The organism is Agrobacterium sp. MCAB5, from assembly GCF_052114365.1.
GTDB classification, from domain to species: Bacteria; Pseudomonadota; Alphaproteobacteria; order Rhizobiales; family Rhizobiaceae; genus Agrobacterium; species Agrobacterium tumefaciens.
Genome location: NZ_JBFREP010000010.1, coordinates 231,817 through 249,859, shown reverse-complemented (window position 1 = coordinate 249,859; position 18,043 = coordinate 231,817). Strand labels below are relative to the sequence as shown.

Sequence of the window (18,043 nt, the reverse complement as noted above, 5' to 3'; positions counted from 1 at the left end):
GTTTGGCGACTACTACTTCTAGTAGTCGATTTCACATCGAAAATGGGAGAAAGTAGTGTGTCGATTGTAGGTATGTTGGTTCGATGCAGGAGATAACAGCCCTGCTTTTCTAGGGTGCTGCCGACGCAAAGGACATTTGATGAAAAAATTGATCCTGATCGGTTCGGTTGATGCGGACTTCTTCCTCCTCCTTTCACATATTCTGGGAGTTGAGGGTTATCAGGTTCGGATGGCCAGAGGCGTGGAAGAGATGTCGCACTTGGCCGACGATCACCAGGTCATGGCTATACTGCTTGACTGCAGACCTGATCCCTTTCCCGCGGTTGAGGTCTGTGACAGGATCAAGGGCAATCATCGCACGGCGGGCGTCCCCGTGCTCGCGATCATTGGTGCGGGCGCCGAGGGGCAATATGTCGATATGCAGCGCGCCGGCGCCGAAGAATGTTTCGTCCGGCCATTTGCGCCGGTCAAGCTGCTTGAATATCTGCGCAAGCGTACGCTCAGCCGGGCACTGCCTCGAGCGCGATCAGGCCAGTTGTCCTATGGCGGCATTGAGATTGATTTCGAGCATCATCGGGTTTCAAGAAACGGTCTAAACGTTCATTTGGGACCACTGGAATTTGCTGTGTTGTCGTACTTAATGGAGCGACCGACCGAAATTTGCCGGCGGGCGGAGCTCATGAGTGCGGTGTGGCCAAGTCTGCATCATGTAGAAGAGCGCACACTGAACGTCCACATAGGCCGATTGCGAAAGAGACTGAACGGGAACGGGCAACCCGATCTTATCCGCACCGTCCGGGGTGTCGGCTACATTATGGAATCCCCTGCGCATCAGGCTCCAGACGGTTTGGGGGACGATCGCAATGTCTCATAATCGGCTCGACAGGATCATACGCGGTGCGTCCGTGATTACGGGAGATGGCGCGACATTTCATGAAAATGCATCCATCGGTATCGGAGAGGGCCGAATTGTTTTCGTCCAGCCAGGAGATATATCCTTCAATCCTGATGAGATCGACGTCATCGACGCTCACGGCCACACGATTATCCCGGGCGTTATCAATGCGCATGCCCATGGCTGCGTCTGCGGGCCATCCATGCCGAGCGGGTCGCCTCCTGTCGATAAGGACGTGATCGACTGGAACAGGAACAGGCACCTTCTCGAAGGGACGACGACATTGTTGAATGTATGCGGTTTGGCGTTGGCTGATGAGGCGTTTGCGGGCGATCCACATCCGCTTGATGTCCATATCTCCACAGCGCATACCCCTTCCAATATCGAAGCCGCCTTGGCAATCGATGGTGCCGGTCTTTCCGAACGACATCGACATGCATCCATCGATGATGCTTTGTCTCAAGGAGCAAAAGCCCTTGGCGAGGTTGGCGGGGGCCAGACACTGGGAGGCGGTGCACAGGAATATCGGTTCATTCCCGAGGCGATGAAATGGGCGACGGGACGGGAGGTATCACCTCTGGTTTCACGCCAGTTGCGAAATGCCGTGGTCGGCCGATACCTGAAAGTCGAGGACGGAGTTTCCGATCGCGAATTGCAGGAGATACTCAACGAATGCGGTCTGTCCGATGTCTGCAGCGCGCGAACCGTCCGTCAGGTCATTCTCGCGTCCGTAATGCCACCGGTCGACCTCGCGCTGAGAGGCTTTGAGGAGGTGGCGCGAGAAGCCGCGCGTGTGGGCTTCCCGGCGATTTTTCATAATTCTGCGCCGTCGGTCCAACGTCTGATCGAAGTCGCTGAGAAATACCCCCACGCAAACATCGTCGCGGGTCATACGAACCATCCGATGTTTCTGCCGGATGAATCCGTATCATTCGCCCACGAACTGCGACGGCGTGGCGTCACCATCGATGTCTCAACGCTTGACAGCATCCAAACTCGTTGGCGCAATAATCCGGCGAATTTCGACGCCTTGGTCGAGGCCGGATGCGTCGATACGATCTCGACTGACTATGCCGGCGGCCATTGGGACAGTATCTTCGTGGCAATCCAGCGCATTGTTAACAAGAAGCAGATGTCACCGGCTGCAGCTGTCGCATTGGCGACCGGGAACGTCGCACGCGCCTTTCCACAATTGGCAAGCGATCGCGGTTTGATCGAGAAGGGCAGGCGCGCCGATCTCGCGATCGTCGATCGTGTCAACCTGGGCCGCGTCCGTCACGTCATCATCCATGGCAAGGTGGTGGTCTGGAATGGAACGATCAAAGGCAATGGTTCGGGCGCTTCTACGGCCAAGCGAAGCGATCAATAATCACAGGTCGGCCGAAATCTCTCGCAGGAACGGCAGAGGATCACCATGCTTGAGTTGGTCAATCGCCGTGTCGAAAACGTCCTCACGCGCTGCACTCATTTTGCCCTTGCACACCTCATGGAACTTCTCCCTAAGGTCGTCCCAAAGCATCGGTCGGCCCGCATCGCCACGCGGCATAACGGTGGTGGAGGTTATTTCGCCCGAAGGAGTGGTTAATGCCACTCTAGCCAACGTTTCTGACGGAAATTTTTCGTCGATCTGTTCATCGAGGGCCAAGGTAACGGCGCCGGCAAGGGAACAGATTTCCCGGTCATCGAGAAGTCGCTCATCGATGGGCGCGAGCGCAGAGGCGCCACGACGGACGGCCGCTGCCAGACAAAAAGGCAAACTGTATTGAGCCTCCACGAGAGTTTTCGGTATGACTTTGTTTTGCAGCCGCTGAGCCCACTGGAATGTGTGGACCTCGATTGACAGTACGTCTTTCGGCTCGAGTCTCCGGCTTTGCATGAGGTCCAGCGTTGCATCGATGGCGGGATGAATATAGCGGCAACAGGAATACGGCTTGAAATAGGTCCCCAGGATTTCCCAGGTCAGACCAAGCCCGTTCTCGATACGATCCCTGTCAAAATGGGAGGCGTGATCGAGAATATCTTCTGGACCCGTAAACCCCGTTTCGGCCAATTCGAGTGCGGTGAGGCCGGTGAGGACGCTCCACGGGATTCCTTCTTTCGCATGATTCCCGGTGAGCTTCGAATAGCCGGAACTTCCATTTGCCGCCTGATTGGGGGCCCATACACCGTTGATCGCCAAGGCTTGGGCAAGATGATCAGCGCGTGTGCGATTGATACTTCCGGCTGCAGTGACCGCACCGTAGCCGGCCCAGAGACCGCTTTGGCGACTTTTTATGTTCTCAGGATTTTGTGCAGCGGCGATCCGGATGGCGATCTCGTAGCCGGCGGCGATCGCAGCGACGAATTCGTCCGCGTCGATTGCCCCGTCCGCGGAGGCGGCCAGAACAGCAGGGATCACAGCAGCACCTGGATGTCCGCGCGCGGCACGATGACCATCATCAAAATCAAGGGCGCAAACAGAAGCCGAGTTGGCGAAGGCGGCGCCGATGGTCGATAAGCGATGCTCCGAAAACCAGAGGGCCGCGTTTCCGGGACCGAAAATTCGGCTGGCAACAAGTCTGACGCTCGTCGATCCGGTGGTGTATTTGCCGGCGAGAGCGCAGGTCGCGGCGTCGAGCAGGCAGCACAGTGCCTTGTTCCTCACCTCTACCGGCGCGGTATGGAAAACACGGTCAGCAATGCATTCGGCGAGGAGCTTCGTCATATACATGGGAGCATCTCTCAATGGGCCGCTTCTACAACCGTCGCTCCGCCGGCGTTATCATCAGTGACGCCTGACAAAGCCTCATAGACATGTGCGGCCACATAAAGGTCCAGCATGGGCAAACCGACACAGGTGATGTGGACAGGTTTTTCCTGTGCGATCTCAGACGGATCCAGGATCGCCGTAATTGACCGGATGCCGAGAAGTGGTCCCAATTGCTCCAGCGTCGTTCCTTTCCGCGAGAAGTGAAGCGCGAGGCTTTGCGAACCACGACGCGACACCATCTCCACGTCGTCACATAGAACGCTACCGCACCGCAGCGCCCGTTCCAAATGTCTCGCGGGTGTTTCATCTCCACCCAGATGAAGCACGGGAGCGTCGCCTATCTCACTGGCCTCGAAGACGGGAGCTTTGGCGTTTGATGCAGTAATCACAAAATCGCATCGACCGAGATCGGCGTTGTCCCGAACAGGAATCATGTCGAAGGTCACCGTCTTTTCCAGCGATCTCGCGAGCCGTATGGCTGAGTCAACTGTGCGGCTCCGGATAAAGACTTCGCGAATCTTTTCCCGGTGGCATCGATCGAGCGCCAGAACGATTTTTTCAGCAATCGGTCCGGCGCCGAACAGGAAGACAGACATATCTCGACGGCGCGCGAGCAGTCGTTCAAGAACAAGCGTCGCATAACTCGCCGTCCTGGCGGCGGAGATGTCGGTTCCATCGAGCAGGCAAAGAGGAAGGAGGGTGAATTTGTCCAGGAGGACAATCGTGGACCGTGACCGTGGAAGACCGAGCTGGCGATTGAGGGCGTTTGCGCCAACGATTTTCACTGCCCCATAGCGGCTGTTGACGCTTGAAAGGCAGGACAACTTCCAGCCAAGACGCTCCTCCAGCGATACTGCATCCTTGATCAAGGGATGCCTGTCAATCTCTCCGGGGGTGATGGAGAGCACGGATTTCGTGCCGTACGCGGAACCGCGCGCAATGTCGTCCCATGCTTTGCCGGCAACCTCATGGACGATCTTGCCATCAAGGAGAGCCTCGTTCCCGGCGATGTCTGTCGCGCAGTAACACGGTATGTCTGACAGGCTTGGACTGATAATTCCTCCACTCATGCGAGTTCCTCCTCGAACATCCGAACGAGAAGATTTCAGCAGGAATCAGCGGGAAATAAAGCCAAGATTACCTATCTTTTATGCGACAATATTCATTCCGGTTACATAGGACTGTCCATGGACTGAGGCACGCCTCTTGGTGTGCGGATCGTGTCCAGCAGAAACCGCAGGTCGTCTTTCAACTCGAGCTGCTTGAGAAACTGCAGTAATTCCAGTTTTGCGTTCCCATGCAAACGCCCCGCCGACAGGCGCAAAAACTTCTTCTCCAGAAACGAAGGCGAAAGTGGATTGGCAGCATCGCCCTTTGCAACCTCGACATTGGCCTCCACGACGCGGCCGTCGAGCAGGTCAAGACGGACCTTTGCCCCGTGATGATGGCTCAATCGATCCGTGGGTCTCAGAGGAAAGAGCCGGATTTTTGACGTCAGCTCGCGCACTGTTTGATCCAGGAAACGGGAAGGCTCGAACCATTCCGGACCGGCAGCGTGTCCGAGCACGCCCATGGCGATTGAAAAAGGTGCGCTGAACTGGGCCGCCCAGATGTCGCGGGGTTGGGGATCATTGAACGGGGGACGGCAGACGATCTCGGAAGCGAAGACCTCGACTTCCCTAACGTCATGACCGTTGCCGTGAACAGCCGCGACGGCAAATGCCTCAACAGCAGCTTCGACGCTGCTTTGAATGATCCTGCAGCAACTGAACGCCTTGAAGCCGACGTCTTGTATTTCATAGCGAATACCGGGCCCGATTTTCAGCTGCGACAGGTCGACGCCATCGGCTCCCGCCATCCGCCAGAAACCGGTCTCTCCTTCGAAAACGTCAAGAGGCCCTTCAAATCCGGCACGAGCAAGAAAGGCTGCGTTGACGCCGCCCATTGCTGCGGTCGCAAAATTGTTTTTCGCCATTGTCGGTGCGGCCCCGTAAACGGTCTTCATGACCGACGCCACAGGTGCATTTGCAGCCGCGATTGCCAGGGCATGGGCCGCTTGCTTATGATCGAGTTTCAGCAGTTTCGCCGACGCGGCGGCTGCGCCGAATATTTGCCAGGTGCCATGGCCATGGACGGTCTTGCGCGGTCTGGTGTGGCGGAGCGACATGCCGATGCGGCATCCCACTTCGTAACCGGCGACGATTGCAGCAATCAGGTCGCGCCCTGTGGAGCGCGACCGGTTGGCAACCGCGAGAGCGGCAGCAACCACTGTCGCCCCAGGATGCCCCTTCCAGTAGATGTCATCGAGGTCAAGGGCGTTGGCCAGAGTCGCGTACTGAAATGCGTGCCAGGCGGGGTCCGGACGGGGAGGGTTAGCGGAACCTCCGGCGATGTCCGCCGAAAGCCGTTCCAGGCCCGGAGCGACCGGGGTTTGGTGACCGCCGAAAAAGCATCCGACCGAGTCCATCAGGCAGAGCTTTGCTTTCTCTACCACGTCCGGCGGAAGGTTCTCAAAACACGCATTCACGAGGCATTCGGCAAGGGTCTGCGTTGCGGGGGTCGTCATGGCGCTCTCTCGACTATTCACACGAGGCAGGCAGGTCTGTCTTGCTGCGGCAAGTCGAACATAGCCCGTCGCAGGCAGCATTTTCGACTACTAGATGTTGAGCTGTTGGTGACGGCGTTTCAGCAAAACCTGCCCGGGATGCTGCGCTTGGAAACTGCTGACGATGGCGCTCCATCGGAATAAGCCGGCGCACATCATTTATTCGTTGGCTGTCCAGCCGTGCCGTTGCAATGCCGGTTCCATCCGAGGCGCGGACGATGACTTGTCCCCACGGATCGCAAACCAGAGAGTTGCCGAAACACTGCCGGGTCTCGCCGCCGGCGGCAAGGTAACTGCCCCATTGGCCGCACGCGGCGAAATAGACCTGGAACTCGATGGCGCGTGCCCTGCAAAGGACCTCCCAATGATCCTTTCCGGTCTGCATCGTGAAGGCAGCCGGCAGAATGACCAGATCGACCTTGTTCTCGGCAAGTTGATCGAACAGGCGCGAAAACCGGAGGTCGTAGCAGATGGCGGCTCCGATCCGGAAGCCGCCAGCCTCGTAGACAAAAAGGTCGTGCCCTGGTGCGACCGTGACGGACTCGCGATAGGCCTTGCCGTCGGGAGCCACGATGTCGAAAAGATGAATCTTGCGATAGCGGCCGACTTCCCTGCCTTCGGGATCGAACACAACGGTGGTGTTGTATATTCGCTCTTCCCCCGGAACACGCTCGAGCATGCTGCCGGCATGGAGCCATAATCCGTGCCGGCAAGCAAATTCCTGCGCCATCCGGTAAGCTGCACCACCGGGCATGTAGTCTGCCGCCGCCAGCTTTTCCGCGGCGGTACCGCCTGACCAATCGAAATGTTCCGGCAGGACTATCAGATCCGGCACCTCCTCCTTGACGGCCTTGAGCATCAAAGCCTGCGCCTGACGCAAATTTGCCCTGCGGTCCGGCTGAGAGTTCATTTGAATGAGCGATATTTTCATTGGGATTGCCCCTCATCGTACGCGAAGATTGAATGGCCTGCCGCAAGATGGGCACGCAGCCGAGCGGACCGTTCTTGACGCTTCAGTGCCGCCTCAGCCAGGCTCCGCATCCGTGAACGGTCTGCGACGAAGATCCCGGAAGTGTCTGCGAGGACCGCGAAACCGGGAAGCACCGCGGTGCCGGCGCAGGCGACGGGAACATTGATGGAGCCACCAGTCCGGAATGCCCGGTTCGTCGTTTTTGCCGAAACTCCGCAACACCAGACCGGCAGGCCTGACGCGACGATTTCCTCGACATCAGTGCATGGTCCGTCCACGATAATTGCAGCAGCGCCACGCGCTTTTGCTGCTGTCGCGACGCCGCCACCGACACAGGCGATATCGGCCCCATCAACCCGCGCGATAACGAGAATATCGCCGGGCCGGATGAGGTCGATCGCCTTATAGATGATCGCTCCGTCGCGGCCTGGTGCCGCGACGGTCAATGCCTGCCCGATGACCTTCGCAGGAAGGACCGGACGGATTCCTGTGTTGAGAAAGCCAAAATGCTCGGTATGTCCGATCGTTGCAGTTTCAACATCCTGCAGCAGGACACAAAGGTCCGTTGGAAGGGGAGCCCCTCCCTTTTCTATCCGGTACTCTTGCATGATTAAGGTCGCTTTTCTTAAGCTTGAGACGATCAGACCGGACGTTCGCCGGAGGTCGTGGTCCGGTGCATGATCCGGATCGTGTTGGGATCAAAAGAATCCCGGCGATGCATGGTGCAACGATTGTCCCATATCATGATGTCGCCTCTCGTCCACTTCTGGACAAAAACCTCGCTTGTTTCGGTCGTGTGCTGCCACAGGCGCTTCAGCAGGTCATCGCTTTCATCAAGTGGCATCCCGACTATCCATGCACCTTCAGCCGTTCCACCAAGATAAAGCGCCTTGCGACCGGTTTCCGCGTGAGTGCGCACCAGCGGATGGACAATACCGTTCCATTCCCGGAAATCCTTGCTGGCAGGCTTCACCTTGCCAAGCCGCAATTTCCCGGTTTTGTCGTAGACGTTCTGGAAGAATATCTGCCTGCCATCGATTGCCTTGCGAAACTCTTCCGGCAATGCATCGTAAGCGCGATAGGTGGAGAGAAAGTAGGTGTCCCCACCTTCCGCCGGCACCTCCACCGCACGCAAGATTGCACCTGCTGGCGGGCGCTCGTAAAACCAGGTATCCGTGTGCCAGGTCGCCTCGCTGTTGCCCATGGCACCGGAAGGCTTGCCGTCTTTCATGGTATTGGCGATAACAAGGATTTCCTTGTGTGTCGGATGTCCACCCTCCTGCAACTGCTTGGGGTGAATGACGAACTCGCCGAAGTGACGGGAGAAAGCGACTTGCTGCTCGTCAGTGATGTTAGCGGCCTTGAAACGAAGAACGCCGTAGTGCAGCCAGTATTTGCGAACTTCCTCAATGTCCCTGTCGTCATAGTTGTTGAAGTCGAACCCGACGATGTCGGCACAAACGTTGCTTCCGTCCTGTACGGCCGATATTCTTTGAGTGTTTAGCATTTCCTGTTCCTTCCTTGGAAATTTCCATCTCTGCAAGGGAAGAGTAGCGTTACTGACCTTCGTATCTCCAATATCAATTTCAGTTCATTGATAGGAATACGCGATCAATTCAATCTTCAAGCAGCTGTACAGCCTCGGGATCAATTGAGAGAAGGACAGGATGACCGACCCTCAAATCGGGCAGCCGCGTCGATCGCACGAGTGACTTGAGAACGGTCCCGTTCGTCAGGGTGACGAAGCAATCACGATACGCCCCGAGGTTGACGATCCTGGTTACGGTTCCATTGAACGTATTGGCAGGGGAGGGTAATTCGGTTCCTCGGGGCGTGAGACGGACGGCTTCCGGTCGCAGGCAACAGTACCGGACGACATCGGGATTTTCCGGCGACACGACGATCAGTTCAAGACCGCCCTCGACAACAGCAATCGTCGCTGCTTCATCCCGTCTCAGGGATACGATCGGAAGCAGATTTGATTTCCCGATGAAATCAGCGACAAAACGCGACTGTGGACGGTCATAAATATCGTCCGGCTTACCCTCTTGCGCCACAAGGCCACCATGCATGACCACGATGCGGTCAGACATCGCCATTGCCTCGTCCTGGTCGTGGGTGACATAAATGAAAGTCATTCCGAGCTCCTCCTGGATTTCCTTGAGCTCAATACGCATCGCCTCTCGCAGTTTGAGGTCCAGGTTGGACAAGGGCTCATCCAGAAGAAGGAGCGACGGTTTCGGCGCGATCGCTCGGGCAAGCGCAGTGCGTTGTTGCTGACCGCCGGATAATTCCTTGGGATATCGCTGTTCGAAACCCTCGAGATGCACACGTTTCAAGGCCGACTGCACCTCGGCCTCGGTTTTATCTCTTGGACAACCTTTCATTTTCAGGCCAAAGGCGACATTTTCGGCAACCGTCATATGCGGGAACAAGGCGTAGTTCTGAAAAACCAGTCCGATCCCGCGCTTTTCCGGGGGGACACCCAGCTGGCTTTGCCCCCGGATCCGGATATCTCCGCTGGAAGGATCCGAGAAGCCCGCGATCATGTTCAGGGTGGTTGTCTTGCCGCAACCGGACGGACCCAGGATGCTGACGAATTCGCCTGCCGGGATCGAAAGATCAATATTGTCGACGACGCGGTTGGCACCGTAATTCTTGGTGATCGCGATCAGTTCTATGTCCATTGTGCTCATTTGCTTCCACCATGTATCTGTGTCGAAAAACCGCCGATCCGCTCGAAGAGAAAGACGGCCGCGAGGATAAAGAAGAGGGAGGTGACGTTGACTGCCGCCAGAACCGGATCGAGGCTGTATTCAAGGTGATTGATAACGGTAATGGGAAGTGTCGTTTCGCCAGGCCGGACGAGGAAGACCGACAGGGGAATGTTGTTGAAGGAGAGAATGAACGCGAAGGTCATTCCTGAAAAAAGGCCGGGCTTGATCAAGGGCAGCAGGATATAGCGGATCCTTTGCAGCTTGCTTGCACCCAGAACACGCGCCGCAAGATCAAGCCGTTTGTCGAAATTGAACATTGCACCTGCGATCATCCGCACAACGAATGGCAAGGTGAGTATGACGTGTGCGATGATCAGGCCGGGCGTTCCGAGAAGACCATAAAACCCGGTCGAGGAAAGGAACAGCACGATTGCCACCCCCTTGACGATCTGCGGGACGGAAAGCGGAGACAACAGGAAGGACATGATAGCGGCATGGCCCGGGCATTTCTCGTAGGCGACCGCGAAGGCTGCCAGAAGCCCGAACAGTCCGCTGAGAACCGTTACAATCATCGCGAGCTCGACGCTGAGCAAAAACGGGTCGATCCAGCGGCTGGTCAAGAGCGCGCCATACCACTGCGTTGTCCAGAGCGATGGTGCAAAAACGATCTTTGCGGTCGGGCTCACGGATGCCACCAGCACCACCAGGAGCGGGAGCGTGATGAATGCAAGGATGAGCGCCAGCGAAGTCTTGAAGGTAATCGACAAAAACCGGTTCACGTCATTCTCCTAGAGATGCAGCTTGTTATGGAGGCGCCCTTCAATGCGAGAGCCAATGAAGACTGCGACAAGCATTGCCGCCAGCAACACATTCGCCATCACCGCAGCGAACGGCCAGTCGATGTAGAAAAGGACCTGCTCGTAGACCATCGTTGCGAGTACCTTGAAGCCCGCACCGCCGAGGAGTGCCGGGGTCGCATAGGCACTAGCAGCCATCGTGAAAGCGATGAGCAGCGAACTGACGATGCCTGGAATGGAAAGCGGCAAAACGATATGGCGCAGCACGGCCGGACGCGAGGCCCCCAGGACTTGCGCGGCCTTTTCGAGATTGGGATTGATGCCTTGCAGGCTTGTCAGCAAGGAAAGAACCCCGAAGGGCAGAACGACATGCGTCAGACCAGCGACGACGCCGAACATGCTTCTCGACAGTGGCAGTGGGTCAGAGATCAACCCTGCCCATATCAGCATCGAGTTCACAAAGCCGTGGTCCTCCAGGATTACCAGCCAGCCGTAAGTGCGCAGCACAACACCGGCAAGTTCGGGCGCAATCGCAAGTGCAAACACGACTGTGCGCCAGCGTGACGTCGAACGTGCCAGGTAATATGCGAGCGGATAGGCCATAACGGTCACGCAAATGGCAACCAGACCGGACATGAGCATCGTCCGGCCAAGACCAGCCAGCATCAGATCGTCGGAAAAAAACCGCTGATAGTTGGCTGTTGTCCACGCCTCATCATCGGCTCCTTGAAAGCTCATCCCGACCATCATGCCCATTGGCACAGCAAAGAAGATCAAAAGTACCGTTGCAGGTGGCACTAGAGAAAGATAGGGCCGCAGCGTAAAGGCCCGGCGTCGTGCAGGTTCAAGTGGCGACAGGAGTTCCAGCGTTGTCATTGTGCCCTCCCTTATTTCGCTGCCGCGATCACTTCACGCTCCCAGCGAGCTCCCCATTCCGGCAGTTTGGCTGCGACGGTGGAAAGATCAGGGAGAAGAAGGGTCTTTAGATCGTCCTCGGTGGTGATCTGACGGGCGCGAACATCATCGGGAACATCGATATCAGTGCGGGCGCTGCCGACATTGTAGCCCGTGACCCACGCCTCCTGGCTGGATTTCTCGAGAAAGAAATTGACGAATTTGTTCGCCATTTCTTTATTGCGGGCGCCAATCGGCACATTCAAGGTCGCAACGAGCGGGATCGTCCCTTCCGTGGGCCTTACGTAATCAACCGGTAAACCGCTGTCGACGAGCAGCTGCGCACGCCCGTTCCAGAATGGCATGGCCCAGACTTGGCCTTCTTTCATGTAATTCTCCATGATTGAGGAAGACTGTTCGAAGCCGATCGATTGTTTTGCAAGTTTGCCCATCGCCTCGAAGCCGGGATCGACGTTGTCGATAAGATCGCCACCGTTCGCAACCGACATGATCTCCATGAGATAGGCAGCCATGATGTTCTGGAACGTTGGAAGGATAACCTTGCCCTTCAGTTCCTCGCTGAAAAATGCCGACCAGGAGGTTGGTGTGGATTTGAGCTTGTCACTACGCCACAGAAGCGACAGGTACTGAATTTCGTGGACAGCACCGCAGGGGCCGGCGATCCTGCTGATTTCAGGGTTGAGTTTCGCAATGTTGGGTACGGTTTCCGGCGAAAACTTCTCCAGAAGACCATCGCGGCAGCCATCAAGAGACTGCGAGGCAGTCATGACGACGACATCGAAGCCCGGTCGTCCACGCGTCGCCTTGATTTTCGCGTAGTCTTGCGACGCGGATCCAACCGCGTCGTAGATAACCTTCACGCCGAATTCTTTTTCGAAGGGCTCGATGATCCTATCCCGGATGATATCTTCGTAAGGTCCACCGTAGCTGTTGACGATCAACTGCTCTGCGTCTGCAGATCTGACCAGGCCGGTTGCTGCTACAAATGTAACAAACAGGATTCCACGTTTCATCGTTCGCCCTCGTAATGGATTGATTTTTCGCAATTTGCTGGCAGACATTGGCTACGCTGCCGCGCCAAATCCAATATTAGTTTTTTATTATTGATCGTATTTCGCGAATAATTGCGTTTCCGACATGCCGGGATTTGAGCAGCACCGAGAGGCAGTCACACCTGTTCTCCGCGGACGGAATTCCGGAGCACTCAGAAATTCCTGGAATGTTGAAGGCTGGTGGCAACTGAAGAGAGAAGACCGGGGACGCCTTGCGAAGATCGCAAAAAAGACCAAACCAGAAACGATAATGGTCATCCTTACCGTCGCCACGTGCTTCTATGGCGCACCATGCCGCGGCTGTCGCAGCATAAACCCCATAGTGGTCACGCATCACCTCAAAGGCGACAGCGGCGTGTATTCCGTCGCAGGTTTCTACACGTACGAACGGCAAGGACGGCGTTGCAAAAGATTGTTCCGACATGACGACTCTCCAATGAGAGTCCGGCCGAGTTTAGAAGTTGCTTGTGGCCGGACACTGCCTTGGCGACCCTCGCCGTCCGGATGCACACCGCCTGTCATGTTTCCACAGCATAGGACAATTCTTCAACAGGGTGAAGCCTGTATGCGCCTGTCATGTGAGCCAACGTGATCGGATGCCCGTGACTGACATGGATACTCCCAAGTTTTGAGGAAATTTTGCCTCGGCAGCCTTCAGCGCCACGCCGCTCACTTTTGCCCGGCTCAGAAATGATCGAAGGCGCTGCGACATAGACCGTCACGTTGATCATGTAGTTCGTCGGTCAATCCGGCCCCTTGGAGCCGCCATGACTGTCGGAAGGCTACGACGAGTGTTTTTTGTGTCGGGTGCCATCTCACGCTCGGAACGGGAGGGGGGAGACGTCAGAGGGGAGGGCGACTTTACAGCCAGAAACAGTGCGATCGTTAAGGCTGCGCTTGGAATATCGGTATCTAAACCGGTTGAGATCCGCCAGCATATCGGTCCATATAGGACGAAGCAGAGATCGAAGAGCCATGGTCCTTTCACTTTCCGGCATCAAGAAATCCTACCAGACAGCCGAAGGCATTATCCCGGTTCTGAACGGCGTCGACCTTTCACTTGAAGCCGGCGAAAGTCTTGCCCTGACGGGGGAATCCGGCAGCGGAAAGAGTACGCTTTTGCATCTGGCCGGCGGCCTTGATTTGCCCGACAGTGGCATCATCACGGTGGGGGGTCGGAAAATAACCGATCTCGACGAGGCCGGTCGAGCGAGCTTCCGACGCCGGGAGGTGGGCTTAATCTTCCAGCAGTTCAATCTCATTCCGAGCCTCGATGTCGGATCCAATATCTCGTTTCACGCCCGGCTGGCGGGCCGTTTCGACCCGGTCTGGGAAAAAAGCCTGGTCGAGGCGCTGGGGATCGGAGAGCTGCTTGCACGCTATCCCGAACAGCTCTCCGGCGGTCAGCAGCAAAGGGTGGCGATCGGACGTACGCTTGCGGCAAGACCGCCCCTCATTCTTGCCGATGAGCCGACAGGTAATCTCGACGAGGCGACGGCTGATATCGTCATCGATATTATGTTGAGACTGACAAAGTCCGCGCAGATCACACTCCTCCTGGTGACCCATTCCAGCCGGTTGGCGGTAAAACTCGATCGGCGTATCGCGCTGAGTGGCGGGAAGGTTTCGCAATGAACTGGACCGCTTTCCGGGCGCTGCTCTCACACTGGCGCTACCGACCGCTTCAGCTTCTCACTCTCATTGTCGGCGTCACGCTTGCAACCGGCCTCTGGTGCGCGGTCCAGGCAATCAATGCCGAAGCCAGAGCAAGTTATGACCGGGCGGCCTCGGTCCTGGCGCAAAACCAGCTGGATCAACTGGTGGCAAAGGACGGCGGCAGAATTTCCTCGCAAACATATGCCCGGCTTCGAAGGGCGGGTTTGCACGTCTCTCCGATCATTGAAGGCGATTACAGGTTTGGTACGACGCGTATCAGGCTTATCGGCATCGACCCCCTGACCATGCCGTCGGACGGAATGGTGCCTGCACCATCTGATCCGTCCGGGCTGGTGGAATTCATTCAGACGCCCGGACAGATGATCGTTTCGCCTGCAACGGCTGCCACATTGAAAGATACCTCTGGCCTTACCATTAAGGCACGAGCGGATCTCCCCGATGGCGCAGCATTCGTCGATATTTCCACGGCTGACCGCATGTTGAAACGCAATGGTGAACTGAGCCGGCTTATCGTTTCGCCATCGCAAGACCCCGATCTTCCGACGATCGGAAACATAGCCCCTGAACTTTCCCTCGAACAGGCAAGAAGCAGGCCCGACGTCGCAAGCCTCACGGACAGTTTTCATCTCAACCTGACGGCTTTTGGTTTTCTTGCCTTCGTTGTCGGTCTCTTCATCGTGTATTCCGCAACGGGCCTGTCGTTCGAGCAACGGCGTGGCACGTTCAGGACCATACGGTCGCTCGGGGTCTCGCTTCGCTCCCTGACCGCGATGCTGGTTATCGAAACCGCGCTCTTTGCGCTGGTATCGGGAGCGCTGGGCATTGTCGTCGGCTACGTTGTCGCATCGGCTCTATTGCCGGGCGTGGCCGCGACCTTGCGTGGCCTTTACGGGGCCAGTGTTGCCGGTTCACTCTCGCTGCGGCCTGAATGGTGGATCGCCGGCCTTGCAATGGCGCTGGTGGGGACCGGGCTCTCCTCGCTTCAACATCTCCTCCGCGTCTGGCGGATGCCGATACTGTCCACGGCACAGGGCAGGGCGTGGGCGATGGTGTCCACGAAAAGCCTCCTCCATCAGGCGGCCGCCGGGATGGTTCTGCTTTTTGTATCCGGCGCGCTTGTGCTGCTGGGCGGCGGTCTCATTTCAGGTTTCGCAGTGCTTGCAGCGCTTCTTCTGGGCGCTGCACTCATTCTTCCAACCTTGCTGGCACTGGGCATGAGAGTGGCCGAACACATCTCCGGACACGGACTGACCCGCTGGTTTTTCGCCGATACGCGCCAGCAGCTGCCAGGTCTTTCCCTTGCGCTGATGGCATTGCTGCTCGCTTTGTCGGCCAATATCGGGGTCGGCACCATGGTCTCAAGCTTCAGGCAAACCTTTGTGGGATGGCTCGATCAGCGCCTGGCCGCAGAGGTCTATGTGACGGCCCGTGACGAGGCTGAAGCTGCGCGTCTGCGGCAGTGGTTTCCCCACCACGCAAGGGCGGTTCTGCCCATCTGGAGTACGGAAGGGGAAATTTCGGGGCAGAAGGTCCGCATCTTCGGCGTCGCTGACGATGCGACATACAGAGATCATTGGCCGTTGATTTCGGGTGCGCCCGCAACATGGGACGAGATTGCGAGCGGGAAGGGTGCGCTGGTCAACGAACAGTTCTGGAGGTCAGGAAAGGCGTCGCCCGGCGCAGAGATAGAAATGCCAGGTGGCTGGAAAGCCCGCGTCGTCGGGGTGTTTTCCGACTATGGCAATCCGAGGGGCGAGATCATCATTGGTCTTGATGCCCTTGTCCAGCACTACCGGGACGTGGAAAAGCTGAGATACGGCCTTCGCATGCAGCCACAGGAGGTTGCGGGCTTCAGACAACGCCTCATGACGGAGTTCGGGCTGCCCGAAGCCAATATTGTCGACCAGGCCTCGCTGAAACGGCAGTCTGCTGCAATCTTCGAACAGACGTTTGCGGTCACCGGCGCGCTGAATGTGCTCACGCTCGCGGTGGCGGGTTTTGCCATGTTTTCGAGCCAGCTTACGCTCGCTTCGCTTCGATTGCCGCAGCTTGCTCCTGTCTGGGCACTTGGACTTCGTCGCCGCGACCTTGCGATGCTGGAGGTGCTGCGAACTCTTGCGTTATGGCTTGTGACATTCATTGCCGCCATTCCTGTCGGGCTGGGACTGGCCTGGGTTTTGCTGGCAATCATCAATGTGGAGGCTTTTGGATGGCGACTGCCGCTGATCCTGTTTCCGCTGGACTGGCTGAGGCTGGGTCTTGTTGCCCTGCTCGCCGCCATCATTTCGGTCCTGATCCCTGTTCGACGGCTTGCTAAAACCGCGCCGGCCGATCTTTTGAGGATATTCGCCAGTGAACGCTAAAGCCGTCCTCCTGCTCCTTTGTGCTTCATGCACTTCCTTGCCCACGCCGGTCATAGGGCAAGGCTTTGCGGGCCTCGGGTCAAATGCCGAAGGCTTCAGCATTCCCACACGCGGCGTTGAACTCGTCTTTCCAAAAGACCACAAGCCGCATCCCGGTTTCAGGATCGAGTGGTGGTACGTCACTGCAAATCTGCAGACGGCCGATGGACAGCGCATGGGCGTCCAATGGACACTCTTTCGTTCTGCACTTGAACCTGTCGAGCGCCCCGGATGGTCCGACCCTCAAATTTGGATTGGCCACGCAGCCGTGACGACTGCCAGCCGTCACCATGTTGCCGAACGGCTGGCGCGGGGAGGCGTGGGACAGGCGGGGGTCAAAGGCGAACCCTTCGACGCCTGGATTGACAATTGGCAAATGAAGGCAGGAACCGGCAATGCACGGGACGACCTCGATCAGCTTGATTTGAACGCCAATGGCGAGAGCTTCCGATATCGTCTGAAACTTCAGGCCCACGGGCCTTTGGTGCGTCAGGGCGACAACGGCTACTCGGTTAAATCGGCAGAGGGCCAGGCAAGCTATTATTACTCCCAGCCATTCTACCGTGTCAGCGGCAGCGTCTTTCTTGATGGTGAAACCCATGAGGTAACGGGCGAGGCGTGGCTCGATCGGGAATGGTCGTCGCAACCGCTAGCCTTGAGCCAGACGGGATGGGACTGGTTTTCCCTTCACCTTGAATCCGGCGAAAAACTCATGGCCTTCCGTCTGCGTGACGACAAAAGCGGCTACATCTCCGCCAACTGGATTTCCGCCGATGGCAGGGCGTCTCCCGTCGATCCGGACGACGTTTTGCTCAGTCCGTTGCGAACCGCGGATATCAACGGCAAGAGCATTCCGGTCGAATGGAGCGTGAAGATACCCAGCCGTGGCCTCGACATAAAGACGAAGCCCCTGAACGAGAAAGCCTGGATGGCGACGTCAACCCCCTACTGGGAGGGGCCAATAGAGTTTGATGGAAGCACATCGGGACAAGGTTATCTGGAGATGACCGGATATTAGCCTGTCCCACTGTCCCAGGCGAGATATCGGCTGGAACGGTGCCTAAGCTTACAGGCGCCGTCTTATCCGGGTAGGCGCGACACCCAGGACACGCTCCGAAGGAGTCGTCTTGTGATGACAACCCATTGTTCGGCTTCGTCCCAGCCAGGAATAAGGCAACGCGGTGGATCGTGCATCTGCGGGCCGAGGTCTTTTCCCTTGGTGCTCAATACATCGATGAAGTCTTTTATGTTCTCGACCCGAACT

Annotated in this window: 17 protein-coding genes; 5 read left to right on the top strand and 12 right to left on the bottom strand. The window is 57.2% G+C overall.

Annotated elements, in window-relative coordinates; all coding sequences use genetic code 11:
- Nucleotides 1-139 precede the first annotated feature (139 nt).
- Nucleotides 140-874, top strand: a complete 735-nt coding sequence (locus AB4Z23_RS21275) for a response regulator transcription factor (protein ID WP_441360733.1) — start codon at nucleotides 140-142, stop codon at nucleotides 872-874.
- The gene (locus tag AB4Z23_RS21270) at nucleotides 864-2,264 is read left to right on the top strand and encodes an amidohydrolase family protein (RefSeq protein ID WP_149916641.1); all 1,401 of its coding nucleotides are present in this window, start codon (nucleotides 864-866) and stop codon (nucleotides 2,262-2,264) included. The genes AB4Z23_RS21275 and AB4Z23_RS21270 overlap by 11 nt, the downstream gene beginning before the upstream one ends.
- On the opposite strand, the gene AB4Z23_RS21265 is transcribed toward AB4Z23_RS21270, so the two are convergent.
- The 12 genes from AB4Z23_RS21265 to AB4Z23_RS21210 form a co-directional block, all read right to left on the bottom strand.
- Nucleotides 2,265-3,605, bottom strand: coding sequence for an MmgE/PrpD family protein (locus AB4Z23_RS21265; protein ID WP_441360732.1), 1,341 nt, complete (start codon nucleotides 3,603-3,605; stop codon nucleotides 2,265-2,267).
- A gap of 11 nt (nucleotides 3,606-3,616) precedes the next feature.
- Nucleotides 3,617-4,714: an ornithine cyclodeaminase gene (locus AB4Z23_RS21260; RefSeq protein WP_441360731.1), complete on the bottom strand. Its 1,098-nt coding sequence runs from the start codon at nucleotides 4,712-4,714 to the stop codon at nucleotides 3,617-3,619.
- 101 nt (nucleotides 4,715-4,815) lie between these two features.
- The gene (locus AB4Z23_RS21255) at nucleotides 4,816-6,210 is read right to left on the bottom strand and encodes an MmgE/PrpD family protein (protein ID WP_441360730.1); all 1,395 of its coding nucleotides are present in this window, start codon (nucleotides 6,208-6,210) and stop codon (nucleotides 4,816-4,818) included.
- Nucleotides 6,211-6,223: 13 nt separating this feature from the next.
- Nucleotides 6,224-7,180, bottom strand: a complete 957-nt coding sequence (locus AB4Z23_RS21250) for a carbon-nitrogen hydrolase family protein (RefSeq protein ID WP_421418117.1) — start codon at nucleotides 7,178-7,180, stop codon at nucleotides 6,224-6,226.
- Entirely contained in the window at nucleotides 7,177-7,827 is a 651-nt protein-coding gene (locus AB4Z23_RS21245) for an RraA family protein (protein ID WP_441360729.1), read from the bottom strand. Before AB4Z23_RS21245 ends, AB4Z23_RS21250 begins: the two co-directional genes overlap by 4 nt.
- A 32-nt stretch (nucleotides 7,828-7,859) precedes the next feature.
- Nucleotides 7,860-8,726 carry a TauD/TfdA dioxygenase family protein gene (locus AB4Z23_RS21240; RefSeq protein WP_441360728.1) on the bottom strand — a complete coding sequence of 289 codons (867 nt, stop codon included), beginning with the start codon at nucleotides 8,724-8,726 and terminating at the stop codon, nucleotides 7,860-7,862.
- 109 nt (nucleotides 8,727-8,835) lie between these two features.
- Nucleotides 8,836-9,915, bottom strand: a complete 1,080-nt coding sequence (locus tag AB4Z23_RS21235; protein ID WP_076846159.1) for an ABC transporter ATP-binding protein — start codon at nucleotides 9,913-9,915, stop codon at nucleotides 8,836-8,838.
- Nucleotides 9,912-10,715: an ABC transporter permease gene (locus AB4Z23_RS21230; protein WP_441360727.1), complete on the bottom strand. Its 804-nt coding sequence runs from the start codon at nucleotides 10,713-10,715 to the stop codon at nucleotides 9,912-9,914. The genes AB4Z23_RS21235 and AB4Z23_RS21230 overlap by 4 nt, the downstream gene beginning before the upstream one ends.
- Before the next feature lie 9 nt (nucleotides 10,716-10,724).
- Nucleotides 10,725-11,609, bottom strand: coding sequence for an ABC transporter permease (locus tag AB4Z23_RS21225; RefSeq protein ID WP_194842968.1), 885 nt, complete (start codon nucleotides 11,607-11,609; stop codon nucleotides 10,725-10,727).
- A gap of 11 nt (nucleotides 11,610-11,620) precedes the next feature.
- Nucleotides 11,621-12,661: an ABC transporter substrate-binding protein gene (locus AB4Z23_RS21220; RefSeq protein ID WP_153793536.1), complete on the bottom strand. Its 1,041-nt coding sequence runs from the start codon at nucleotides 12,659-12,661 to the stop codon at nucleotides 11,621-11,623.
- A gap of 76 nt (nucleotides 12,662-12,737) precedes the next feature.
- Complete coding sequence (locus tag AB4Z23_RS21215) at nucleotides 12,738-13,124, bottom strand: hypothetical protein (protein ID WP_139104332.1); 387 nt, start codon at nucleotides 13,122-13,124, stop codon at nucleotides 12,738-12,740.
- Between the two features lie 94 nt (nucleotides 13,125-13,218).
- Nucleotides 13,219-13,431: a hypothetical protein gene (locus AB4Z23_RS21210; protein ID WP_139104333.1), complete on the bottom strand. Its 213-nt coding sequence runs from the start codon at nucleotides 13,429-13,431 to the stop codon at nucleotides 13,219-13,221.
- 244 nt (nucleotides 13,432-13,675) lie between these two features.
- Here AB4Z23_RS21210 and AB4Z23_RS21205 point away from each other — a divergent pair, with 244 nt between their 5' ends.
- Genes AB4Z23_RS21205 through AB4Z23_RS21195 form a run of 3 tightly spaced genes read left to right on the top strand, consistent with a single transcriptional unit; the run spans nucleotide 13,676 to nucleotide 17,797 of the window.
- Entirely contained in the window at nucleotides 13,676-14,335 is a 660-nt protein-coding gene (locus AB4Z23_RS21205) for an ABC transporter ATP-binding protein (protein WP_025591426.1), read from the top strand.
- On the top strand, nucleotides 14,332-16,740 hold the full coding sequence (locus AB4Z23_RS21200; protein WP_421476291.1) for an ABC transporter permease: 2,409 nt from the start codon (nucleotides 14,332-14,334) through the stop codon (nucleotides 16,738-16,740). The genes AB4Z23_RS21205 and AB4Z23_RS21200 overlap by 4 nt, the downstream gene beginning before the upstream one ends.
- Nucleotides 16,730-17,797, top strand: a complete 1,068-nt coding sequence (locus AB4Z23_RS21195) for a lipocalin-like domain-containing protein (RefSeq protein ID WP_441360726.1) — start codon at nucleotides 16,730-16,732, stop codon at nucleotides 17,795-17,797. The genes AB4Z23_RS21200 and AB4Z23_RS21195 overlap by 11 nt, the downstream gene beginning before the upstream one ends.
- Nucleotides 17,798-18,043: the final 246 nt, after the last annotated feature.